Annotated in this window: 11 protein-coding genes; 3 read left to right on the top strand and 8 right to left on the bottom strand. The window is 67.0% G+C overall.

The genetic code is table 11. The features are described 5' to 3' along the window. Nucleotides 1-10 precede the first annotated feature (10 nt). The 5 genes from mce to ACFE77_RS02640 are packed head-to-tail and all read right to left on the bottom strand — an operon-like array spanning nucleotide 11 to nucleotide 3071. A complete protein-coding gene (gene mce / locus ACFE77_RS02660) occupies nucleotides 11-439 on the bottom strand; it encodes a methylmalonyl-CoA epimerase (RefSeq protein ID WP_375420077.1) in 429 nt (142 codons plus the stop codon). Nucleotides 440-446: 7 nt separating this feature from the next. After that, complete coding sequence (locus tag ACFE77_RS02655; protein ID WP_375420076.1) at nucleotides 447-665, bottom strand: hypothetical protein; 219 nt, start codon at nucleotides 663-665, stop codon at nucleotides 447-449. Further along, entirely contained in the window at nucleotides 662-1003 is a 342-nt protein-coding gene (locus ACFE77_RS02650) for a hypothetical protein (RefSeq protein WP_375420075.1), read from the bottom strand. The genes ACFE77_RS02655 and ACFE77_RS02650 overlap by 4 nt, the downstream gene beginning before the upstream one ends. Nucleotides 1004-1013: 10 nt before the next feature. Continuing rightward, complete coding sequence (locus ACFE77_RS02645) at nucleotides 1014-1532, bottom strand: hypothetical protein (RefSeq protein WP_375420074.1); 519 nt, start codon at nucleotides 1530-1532, stop codon at nucleotides 1014-1016. Nucleotides 1533-1544: 12 nt separating this feature from the next. Beyond that, nucleotides 1545-3071: an acyl-CoA carboxylase subunit beta gene (locus tag ACFE77_RS02640; protein WP_375420073.1), complete on the bottom strand. Its 1527-nt coding sequence runs from the start codon at nucleotides 3069-3071 to the stop codon at nucleotides 1545-1547. A gap of 176 nt (nucleotides 3072-3247) precedes the next feature. Between ACFE77_RS02640 and ACFE77_RS02635 the strand changes: the two genes are divergently transcribed. From ACFE77_RS02635 to ACFE77_RS02625, 3 genes are read left to right on the top strand one after another with little or no spacing between them, the layout of a single operon-like run. Then, nucleotides 3248-5536 (top strand): FdhF/YdeP family oxidoreductase, encoded by a 2289-nt coding sequence (locus ACFE77_RS02635; protein ID WP_375420072.1) that lies wholly within the window; start codon nucleotides 3248-3250, stop codon nucleotides 5534-5536. Further along, entirely contained in the window at nucleotides 5533-6309 is a 777-nt protein-coding gene (fdhD, locus tag ACFE77_RS02630; RefSeq protein ID WP_375420071.1) for a formate dehydrogenase accessory sulfurtransferase FdhD, read from the top strand. Before ACFE77_RS02635 ends, fdhD begins: the two co-directional genes overlap by 4 nt. Continuing rightward, nucleotides 6306-6833 (top strand): molybdenum cofactor guanylyltransferase, encoded by a 528-nt coding sequence (locus ACFE77_RS02625; protein WP_375420070.1) that lies wholly within the window; start codon nucleotides 6306-6308, stop codon nucleotides 6831-6833. Before fdhD ends, ACFE77_RS02625 begins: the two co-directional genes overlap by 4 nt. On the opposite strand, the gene paoC is transcribed toward ACFE77_RS02625, so the two are convergent. Genes paoC through paoA form a run of 3 tightly spaced genes read right to left on the bottom strand, consistent with a single transcriptional unit; the run spans nucleotide 6823 to nucleotide 10654 of the window. Further along, complete coding sequence (paoC, locus tag ACFE77_RS02620; RefSeq protein WP_375420069.1) at nucleotides 6823-9042, bottom strand: aldehyde oxidoreductase molybdenum-binding subunit PaoC; 2220 nt, start codon at nucleotides 9040-9042, stop codon at nucleotides 6823-6825. The two genes, ACFE77_RS02625 and paoC, sit on opposite strands and share 11 nt — an antisense overlap. Next, nucleotides 9039-10004: an FAD binding domain-containing protein gene (locus ACFE77_RS02615; protein ID WP_375420068.1), complete on the bottom strand. Its 966-nt coding sequence runs from the start codon at nucleotides 10002-10004 to the stop codon at nucleotides 9039-9041. Before ACFE77_RS02615 ends, paoC begins: the two co-directional genes overlap by 4 nt. Beyond that, nucleotides 10001-10654 carry an aldehyde dehydrogenase iron-sulfur subunit PaoA gene (gene paoA / locus ACFE77_RS02610; RefSeq protein WP_375420067.1) on the bottom strand — a complete coding sequence of 218 codons (654 nt, stop codon included), beginning with the start codon at nucleotides 10652-10654 and terminating at the stop codon, nucleotides 10001-10003. Before paoA ends, ACFE77_RS02615 begins: the two co-directional genes overlap by 4 nt. Nucleotides 10655-10709: the final 55 nt, after the last annotated feature.

Raw genomic sequence — 10709 nt, 5'->3', positions numbered from 1 at the left:
TGCCATCCTATCATCGCGGATGCCGTCCCGCCACGGGCGCTTCCATCAATTCGACCAGCAGCCCGCCAAAGTCGCGCGGGTGGACGAACACGATCGGCGTGCCATGCGCGCCGATCCGCGGCTCGCCCAGCACCGTCGCGCCCTTGGCGGACAGGTCGGCGACGGCAGTGGCGATGTCGGGCACCTCGAAACAGACGTGATGCTGCCCGCCCGCGGGGTTCTTGCGCAGGAACCCCGCGATCGGCGACGTGTCGTCGAACGGCTCGATCAACTCGATCTGCGTGTTGGGCGCATCGATGAAGCAGACCTTCACCCCCTGCGCGGGCAAGTCGAACGGCTCGCCGATCGCCGTAGCACAGAGCAGCAGGCGATACGTCTCGATCGACCGCGCAATCGACGGCGTCGCGACCCCGATGTGATTGAGGCGGCCGAGAGTCATTGCCGCGTCACCCTTCGATCCTTGGCGGCAGCGTGTTTCGTGCCATTGCCGCACCCTCGATCAGCCCTTCGATCCGGCTGACACGTTCGCGCAGCGACACATGGCTTTCGGTCAGTCGCGTAACACGCTCGCCCAGCGCGGTAATGTCGCGACCCATCGCCTCGATCTGGTCCTTGACGGTGAACACCGTCTTGATCAGCCCGAAGGCTTTCTCGCCGGCACTCATCTCGCGTCCCCCTCCAGGGCTCGATCGATCGCAGCACAAGCATCGGCAATCGTCGCCCGCATCGTTTCGATCGTCGCACCCATTTGCGCGAAAGCCGCCTCGACTTCAGGCAATGCCAGTTCGAGCGCTTGGTCATATTCATCGCGATCGGCAGCGGGTTGGTCGATATAGCGGCTCGTCGCTTCACGAACGACATGGCCGACCGACCGGCCGTTCAACGCCGCAAAGGCATCGAGCGCAGCCTTGTGGTCGGGCGTCGTCAGGAATGTCACGCGTTCGGTTTGCATCCAAGCTTCTCCTTCACATGACATGATAATGTGAAGAGGTGTCGGCAGCAAGGATAGAGCGTCATTGCTCCTCCTCATCTGCCGGTGGTGCAGGCGGCAGCGGCGGGACGACGCCGAGGGTGTAGCCGCATACGCCGAGCACCTTGCGGACCATATTATCGCCGCCCGGCGCGGCGAAGGAAGCCTGCACCGCGAAGTTCGACGCGTTGGTCGTCTCGACGTTCACCGCCTTGGCTTTCACCAGCAGCGTGGTTAGCGCCGTCACAGCTTGGGGATCGCTGACGTACAGGCCCTTGCCAGCCGACTGCCAGGCATAGGTGTTCGCGAAGCCGTTATCGAATCGCATGCCTACTGGTTTTTCGCCCTGGCCAAGCGGTGCGGTCTGGAAGAACTGGATCGAGACGATCGGCTCCTGCCCGACATCGCACTTCACGACGAGGCGCGACACGCCGTCATAGCCGGCCACCGAGGCGGAGACGCTGCGCACGCCCGCGGCATTGGTGCGCTCCGCGAACTTCCACGCGGGGGGCGCCGGCGCCGACACGGCGGCCTGCGCCAAGAGGAGAAGCGACAGCATCATGGCCGCACGCGATCAGAGCGGGATGTTGTCATGCTTCTTCCACGGGTTCTCGAGCGTCTTGCCGCGCAGCTTGCGCAGGCCGAGCGCGATGCGACGGCGGGTCGAGTGCGGCTGGATCACCTCGTCGATGAACCCCATGCTCGCCGCCACGAAGGGGTTTGCGAAGCGCGCCTCGTACTCGGCGGTACGCTCGGCGATCTCCTCGGGGGTCTTGCCGCGGAAGATGATCTCGACCGCGCCCTTCGCGCCCATCACCGCGATCTCCGCGGTCGGCCAGGCATAGTTGAGGTCGCCGCGCAGATGCTTGGACGCCATCACGTCATAGGCGCCGCCATAGGCCTTGCGCGTGATCACGGTGATCTTGGGCACGGTCGCCTCGGCATAGGCGAACAGCAGCTTGGCGCCGTGCTTGATGATGCCGTTATGCTCCTGCGCGGTGCCGGGCAGGAAGCCGGGAACGTCGACGAAGGTCACGATCGGGATGTCGAACGCATCGCAGAAGCGCACGAACCGCGCCGCCTTCTTCGAGCTGTTGATGTCGAGCACCCCCGCCAGCACCATCGGCTGGTTGGCGACGAACCCGACCGTCCGACCCTCGATCCGCCCGAAGCCGGTGATGATGTTGGCAGCATGCGCCGGCTGCGTCTCGAAGAAGTCGCCCTCGTCGACCGTCTTCCGGATCAGCTCGTGCATGTCGTAAGGCTGGTTCGCCGACGCCGGGATCAGCGTGTCGAGGCTCTCCTCGACACGGTCCCAATCGTCCGAGGTCGGACGCTCGGGCACGCCCGCGCGGTTCGACGCGGGCAGGAAATCGAAGAAGTCCCGCGCCGCCAGCAGCGCCTCGATGTCGTTCTCGAAGGCGTTGTCGGCGACGCTGGTCTTGGTGGTGTGCGTCACCGCCCCGCCCAGCGCCTCCTGCGTCACCATCTCGTTGGTCACCGTCTTCACCACGTCGGGGCCGGTGACGAACATGTAGCTCGAATCCTTCACCATGAAGATGAAGTCGGTCATCGCCGGGCTGTACACCGCCCCGCCCGCGCACGGCCCCATGATCAGCGACAGCTGCGGCACCACGCCGCTCGCCAGCACGTTGCGCTGGAACACTTCCGCATAGCCGCCAAGGCTCGCGACGCCCTCCTGGATTCGCGCGCCGCCGCTGTCGTTGATCCCGATCACCGGCGCCCCGACCTTCATCGCGGTGTCCATGACCTTGCAGATCTTCTGCGCGTGACGCTCCGACAGCGATCCGCCGAACACCGTGAAGTCCTGCGAGAACACGAACACCAGCCGGCCGTTGATCGTGCCCGACCCGGTGACCACCCCGTCGCCCGGGATCACCTGCGCCGCCATGCCGAAATCGACGCAGTTATGCTCGACATACATATCGAGCTCTTCGAAGCTGCCCTCGTCGAGCAGGATGTCGATCCGCTCGCGCGCGGTCAGCTTGCCCTTGGCATGTTGCGCCGCGATCCGCTTTTCGCCGCCGCCCATTCGGGCGGCTTCGCGGCGGCGCTCCAGTTCCTCGATCGTCGACGACAATGGCCTCTCCTCGCGTTCCGGCTAGCTCATCATCGGACAGGTCGTCTATAGCGGAGCGGACCGGCGCAATCGCCCATGCCGATCCTGAACCAATCGCTTGCAGGCCCGTTCCACCTTGCGGACCGTTCGCTTAGGATCGACCGCGTCGACCATCTCAGAAGCGGGACCTTTCGATCATGACCAACCAGAAGTCGGACAGTCCGGAGATCCGCCCCTTCACCGGCCCCGCCGGCGGGTGGGGATCGGTGCGATCGCTTGCCGAGATCATCCCGCGCGAACGCGTCACGCCCGAGGCGCTGCGCGAACTAACTCGGCAGAACAAGCCCGACGGCTTCGCGTGCGTCAGCTGCGCCTGGGCCAAGCCCGCCGATCACCACCCCGCCGAGTTCTGCGAAGAAGGCGCGAAGGCAACCGCCTGGGAGCTGACGACCCGCCGCACCACGCCCGACTTCTTCGCCGCGCACACGTTGACCGAACTGCGCGGCTGGCGCGACTATGATCTTGAGGAACATGGCCGGCTGACCCACCCGCTGCGCTACGACGCGGCGACCGACAAGTACGTCGCGGTGTCGTGGGACGAGGCGTTCGACGAGATCGCCGCGACGCTGCGGCCGCTCGATCCCAAGTCGGTGGTGTTCTATTCGTCCGGCCGCACCAGCCTCGAGGCGTCGTACATGTACGGGCTGATGGCGCGAATGTACGGCAACCAGAACCTGCCCGACAGTTCGAACATGTGCCACGAATCGACCTCGGTCGGCCTGAAGGCGGCGATCGGCGTGCCGGTCGGCACCACGCGGCTCGACGATTTCGAGAAGTGCGACGCGATCCTGTTCTTCGGGCAGAATGTCGGATCGAATTCGCCGCGCATGCTCCATGACCTGCGCTCGGCCCGCAAGCGCGGGGTCCAGATCATCACCTTCAACCCGTTGAAGGAACGCGGTCTCGAACGCTTCACCGATCCACAGAATCCGATCGAGATGGCGACGCTCGGCGAGACCCGGATCTCGACCCAATATCATCAGGTGAAGGCTGGCGGCGACATCGCGGCGATGATGGGGATCGCCAAGTTCCTGGTCGAATGGAACGACGCTGCGCATGCGAAGGGTGCGCAGCCCGTGCTCGACGAGGAGTTCATCGCGCAGCACACCCACGGCTTCGACGCCTTCGTCGACGCGGTGCGCGCCGCCGACTGGGACGACATCGTCCGCGAGGCGGGACTGGAGAAGGGCGAACTGGAGGAATCGGCGCGGATCTACGCCAAGGCGAAGGCAGTCCTCGCGATCTACGGCATGGGGCTGACCCAGCATGTGAAGGGCGTCGAGAATGTCCGCATGCTCGTTAACCTGCTGCTGATGCGCGGCAACATCGGCAAGCCCGGGGCGGGGCCGACCCCGGTGCGCGGGCACAGCAACGTCCAGGGCCAGCGCACCGTCGGCATTACCGAAAAGACCGAGCTGGTGCCGGTCGAGGTGCTGGAGGCGCAATATGGCTTTACCGCCCCGCGCGAGAAGGGCACCGACACCGTCGACGCCTGCCGCGGCGTCATCGACGGATCGATCAAGGCGTTCGTCGCGCTCGGCGGCAATTTCCTGCGCGCGGTGCCGGAAACCGCGGCGATGGAGGGAGCCTGGCCGCGCCTCGACCTGTCGGTGCAGATCGCGACCAAGCTCAACCGCAACCACCTGTTCCCCGGTGCGGTCACCTATCTGCTGCCCTGCCTCGGCCGGATCGAGGAAGACGTGCAGGCGACCGGCCCGCAGGTCGTCACGGTCGAGGATTCGACCAGTTGCTTCCACGCCTCACGCGGCAAGGCGCACCCCGCGAGCCGGCATCTGCTGTCCGAGCCTGCGATCGTCGGCGCGCTCGCCAAGCGATTGCTGCCCGCCAATCCCAAGGTCGATTGGGATACGTGGGTCGGCGACTATTCGCTGATCCGCGACGCGATCGAGCAGACCTATCCCGCGGTGTTCAAGAACTTCAACGCGCGGCTGTTCGAGCCGGGTGGATCCTGGAAGGGCAACAAGGCGGCCGAACGGATCTGGGAGACGCCGAGCGGCAAGGCCGAGTTCCTGGTGCCGAGCGGACTCAGCGCAGCCGGGTTCGCCGATGCGCCTGGCCGCTACCGGCTGATGACGCTGCGATCGAACGACCAGTTCAACACCACGATCTACGGCTATCACGATCGGTTCCGCGGCGTGAAGGGCACCCGCGACGTGCTGTTCATGCACGCTGCCGATATCGCCGCGGCGGGGCTCGCCGGTGGACAGATCGTCGCGCTGGAAAGCGACGCCGGCGACGGCATCGCGCGCCGCCGCGAGGGGCTGATCGTCACGCCCTACGACATCCCGCGCGGCTGCCTCGGCGCCTATTATCCCGAGTGCAACGTGCTGATGCCGGTCGAGCATCATGCCGAGGAGAGCCACGTCCCCGCGGCCAAATCGGTGCCGGTCCGGATAGCGGCTTGACCGCCGCCACTGCCGCGCACGCCTTTACGCGTGTCGGCGCGCAGGGCGACGCGACCGAGATCGACCGCCACCTCGCGGTCGAAATGCCGATCGCGGTCGAATTCGGCGGGATCGGCTATGCGGTGCTGATGGCGACGCCATGCGATTTGGCCGATCTAGTGACGGGGTTCGCCCTGTCGGAGCGACTGATCGACGGCATCACGGACGTCATCGACATCGACGAAGTCGCGGTCGAGCGCGGGGTCGTGATCCGCGTGACCTTGGCGGATCCTGTGATGAACCGGATCGTCGATCGGGTCCGTCACCGTGTTTCGGAGAGCTCGTGCGGGATGTGCGGGATCGAGAATCTCGACCAGGCGCTCAGGCCGCTCCCGCCCGCGGCCGCGACATGGGCCGGCGACCCCACCGCTGTGTTCGCTGCGCTGGCCGCGCTCGATGCGCACCAGCCGCTCAATCGCGAGACCGGTGCGGTACACGCCGCCGCCGCCTGCACCGCCGCGGGTGAGCCGTGGCTGGTGCGCGAGGATGTCGGCCGCCACAACGCGTTCGACAAGCTGATCGGCGCGATGCTGCGCACCGGGCGCGGTTGGGATGGTGGCTTCGCGCTGCTGACCTCGCGCTGTTCGTACGAGCTGGTCGAAAAGGCGGTGCTCGCCGCCTGCCCGATGCTGGCGACGATCTCCGCCCCGACGTCGCTGGCGGTCGAGCGCGCCGCCGCGGCGGGGCTGCCGGTCCACGTGCTGGCGCGACGCGACGCGGTGCTGGTCCGATGACGCGCATCCTCGGCGCGGTATTCGCCGGCGGCCGATCGCGGCGGTTCGGCAGCGACAAGGCGGTCGCCCTGTTCGATGGCACCACGCTGATCGACCACGCGATCGCGGCGCTGGCCGACCAGTGCGACACGGTGGTGGTGAGCGGCCGCGCGGTCGCTGGCTGCATCTGCGTCGCCGATCGCCCGGCGCCGGACCTCGGTCCGCTGGGCGGGCTCAACGCCGCGCTCCATCATGCCGTCGCCCACGGCTATGACGCCGTGGTCAGCGTGCCGTGCGACATGCCGATCCTGCCCGCCGACCTGGTCGCTCGGTTGCAGGCGGCGGGATCGACCAGCTTCGTGACCGCGATGCCGGTCGTCGGGCTATGGCCGGCACGCCTCGCCGACGAACTCGACCTTCACCTCGCCGAGGGCGGCGATAGATCGATGTGGCGTTGGACCGCGCGGGTGGCGGCGTTGCCGGTGACGATCGACGGCCTCGCCAACGTCAACACCCCCGACGATCTGGCGCGGCTCAAGCGATAGCGGGCATCTTCGTCATCAGCTTATCGAGCGTGACCGGATATTCGCGCACCCGCACGCCGCTGGCGTTGTAGATCGCGTTGGCGATCGCCGCGCCGACCCCGCACAGGCCGAGCTCGCCGACGCCCTTCGCCTTCATCGGCGACGACATCGGGTCGACCTCATCGAGGAAGATCACCTCCTGGTGCGGAATGTCGGCATGTACCGGCACCTCGTAGCTGGCGAGGTCGTGGTTGACGAAGAAGCCGAACCGCTTGTCGACCGCCAGTTCCTCCATCAGCGCCGCACCGACCCCCATTGTCATCGCGCCGATCACCTGGCTGCGTGCCGCCTTCGGATTGAGGATGCGCCCTGCCGCACAGACCGCGAGCATGCGCCGGATGCGGATCTCGCCCGTGAAGGCGTCGACGCCGACCTCGACGAAATGACCCGCGAAAGTCGATTGCTGTTCCTTCTTGGCGAGATCGCCGAACTCGATTCCGTCCTCGACCGACAGGCCCTTGTCACCGGCCGCCTCGGCCAGCGACACGCTACGATTGCCCGCGCGGACCTTCCCGTCGCTGAATTCGACATCCGCCGAGTTGAAGCCCAGCTTCTGCGCCACCGCCTCGCGCAACTTCATGCACGCAGCATAGACGCCGGCGGTCGAGCTGTTGGCGCCCCATTGCCCGCCCGATCCGGCACCGACCGGAAAGTCGCTGTCGCCGAGCAGCACGGCGACCTTGTCGATCGGCACGCCCATCACCTCGGCGGCGGTTTGCGCGATGATCGTATAGGTGCCGGTGCCGATGTCGGTCATGTCGGTGGCGACCGTGACGACGCCCTTGCGGTCGATGCCGACCCGCGCGGCGGACTTCATCGTGATGTTGTTGCGGAAGCCCGACGCCACGCCCATTCCGACCAGCCACCGGCCGTCGCGGACCGATCGCGGCTTGGCATTGCGCTGCGCCCAGCCGAACTTGTCCGCGCCGATGCGCAGGCATTCGACCAACTGCCGCTGCGAGAATTTACGCCCCGGCTTCTCCGGATCGACCTGGGTGTCGTTGACGATGCGGAACTGCACCGGGTCCATGCCCAGCTTCTCCGCCATCTCGTCCATCGCGACTTCGAGCGCCATCAGGCCCGGCGCCTCGCCCGGCGCGCGCATCGCATTGCCCTCCGGCAGGTCGAGCACCGCCAGGCGCATCGACGTCAGCCGGTTCGCGCCCGCATAGAGCAGCTTGGTCTGCGACACCGCCGTCTCCGGGCCGCCACCGGGCAGATCGCCCGATCCGCTTTCGTGCGCGATCGCGGTGATCTTGCCGTCCTTGCCCGCGCCCAGCCGGATGCGCTGACGCGTCGCCGGACGGTGCGTGGTGTTGTTGATCATCAGCGGCCGTTGAAGCGCGACCTTCACCGGACGCCCCGCCGCCTTCGCGCCGAGCGCCGCCAAGATCGCGTCGACACGCACGAACAGCTTCCCGCCGAACCCGCCGCCAATATAGGGCGCGACCAGCCGGACATTCTCCTTGGGGATCCCCAACGTCTTGGCGACGTCGCCCTTGCCCCATGCGATCATCTGGTTCGACGTCCACAACGTCACCTTCTCGCCAGCCCAGGCGGCGGTGGTGGCATGCGGCTCCATCATCGCGTGGCTCTGGTCGGGCGTCTCGTAGCGCGCGTCGAGCTTCACCGGAGCAGCGGCAAACGCCTTTTCGAAATCGCCGACGCGGTCGACCGGCGGCGCGGCGCTGCCTTCGCCGCTGTCGTTGCCCTTCAGCGGCGCGGTCTTCAATTCGGTGTCGAGATCGAACCGCCCTTTGGTACGCGCGTAATCAATCCGGACCAGCGAAGCGGCGGCACGCGCCTGTTCGAAGGTCTCGGCGACGACCAGCGCGATCGCCTGGTGATAATGGTCGATCGCGGGACCGCCGAGCAGCTTGGCGGTGTTGAAATCACCCTTGGCGAGCGGACCGGCATTGTCCGCGGTGACGATCGCGATGACGCCCGGCGCAGCCTTTGCGGCGGCGAGGTCCATGCTCGCTATCCGACCCTTGGCGATGCCCGCGCCGACGACATAGCCATAGGCCGCGTTGGGCGCGACATCGTGGCGCTCATAGGCGTATTGCGCGGTGCCGGTGGTCTTGAACTTGCCGTCGATACGGTCGGTCGGCTTGCCGATGACCTTCAACTGGTCGATCGGGTTGGTGCCCGCGGGCGTGTCGAACTTCATGCTGCGGTTCCCATCGTTTTGGCTTCCGCGATCACCGCGCCGATCGTGCGCTCGACCAGCGGGACCTTGAAGGCGTTGTCGGCGGTCGGACGCGCCCCGGCGAGCAGCCGGGTGGTCACCGCCTTGGCGCCCTGCGGCAACGCCGCTTCCGCCGCCTCGACCCGCCACGGCTTGGGGGCAATGCCGCCGATCGCGACATGGCCGCTGCCGTCGCGCTTGATGATCGCCGCGACCGACACCAGCGCATAGGCGTAGGACGCACGATCGCGCACCTTGTGATAGATATGCGTGCCGCCGACCGGCTTCGGCAGCGTCACCGCGGTGATCAGCTCGCCTGCCGCCAGATTGGTGTCGATGTGCGGCGTGTCGCCCCACAGCCGGTGGAAGTCGGCGATCGGGATGCGGCGGGTCTGGCCCGACGGCTGCACCGTCTCGACGGTCGCGTCGAGCACCCGCATCGCTACCGCCATGTCGCCGGGATAGGTCGCAATGCACGCATCGCTGGTCCCGATGATGCCGAGCTGCCGGCTATAGCCGCCGAGCGCCGCGCAGCCCGAGCCCGGCTTGCGCTTGTTGCACGCCTGGTTGGTGTCGTAGAAATACGGACATCGCGTGCGCTGGAGCAGATTGCCCGCGGTGGTCGCCTTGTTGCGCAACTGCCCGCTGGCCCCGGCGACGATCGCGCGGCTGAGCACGCCATAGTCGCGGCGGACGCGCGCGTCGGCGGCGAGATCGGTGTTGCGGACGAGCGCACCGATCCGCAGCCCGCCCTCCGCGGTCGGCTCGATCGCATCGAGCTTCAACCGGTTGACGTCGACCAGATGCTGCGGCGTCTCGATCTGGAGCTTCATCAGGTCGAGCAGGTTGGTGCCGCCCGCGATGAACTTGGCGCCGGGTGCACGCGCGACCATCGTCGCGGCTTCGGCGGGCGTGGTCGCGCGCTCGTAAGTGAAGGCCTTCATGCGCTCGCCCCCGATACTTTCTGCCCGGACACTTCCTGCATGGCTTCGACGATGTTCGAATAGGCGCCGCACCGGCAGATGTTGCCGCTCATCCGCTCGCGTATCTCGGCAGCGGTCGGCTGCGGCGCGGCGGTGATGTCGGCGCTGGCGTGGCTCGGGACCCCGTCGCGGATCTCCTTCAACACCGACACCGCGGAGCAGATCTGCCCCGGCGTGCAGTACCCGCACTGATACCCGTCATGCTTCACGAACGCCGCTTGCATCGGGTGCAGGTCGCCCGGCTTGCCGAGCCCTTCGATCGTGGTGATCTCGTCGCCGTCGTGCATGACCGCGAGGCTTAGGCACGAATTGATCCGACGCCCCTCGACGATCACGGTGCACGCACCGCACTGGCCGTGGTCGCAACCCTTCTTGGTGCCGGTCAGCTTCCAATGCTCGCGGAGCGCGTCGAGCAAGGTGGTGCGGGTATCGAGATCGAGCGTGCCCGCGGTACCGTTGACCTTCAACGTCACCGGCATCGTCGGCGGCGCGGCGCCCGGCGCTGGCTGGACCTGCCCGGCCGCGGCGGGAACCGAGACCATCGCACCGCAGGCTACCCCGGTCGCGAGGACACCCCGACGCGAGACTTCGAATCCGCTCGTGTTATCCAACAGCGGCACCTTTCATGATCTATGTATATCGATCGCAACGAACCCGATCGTCATT

It is taken from the genome of uncultured Sphingomonas sp., assembly GCF_964243315.1.
Classification (GTDB): domain Bacteria; phylum Pseudomonadota; class Alphaproteobacteria; order Sphingomonadales; family Sphingomonadaceae; genus Sphingomonas.
This window is presented reverse-complemented; position numbering and strand designations above follow the sequence as displayed.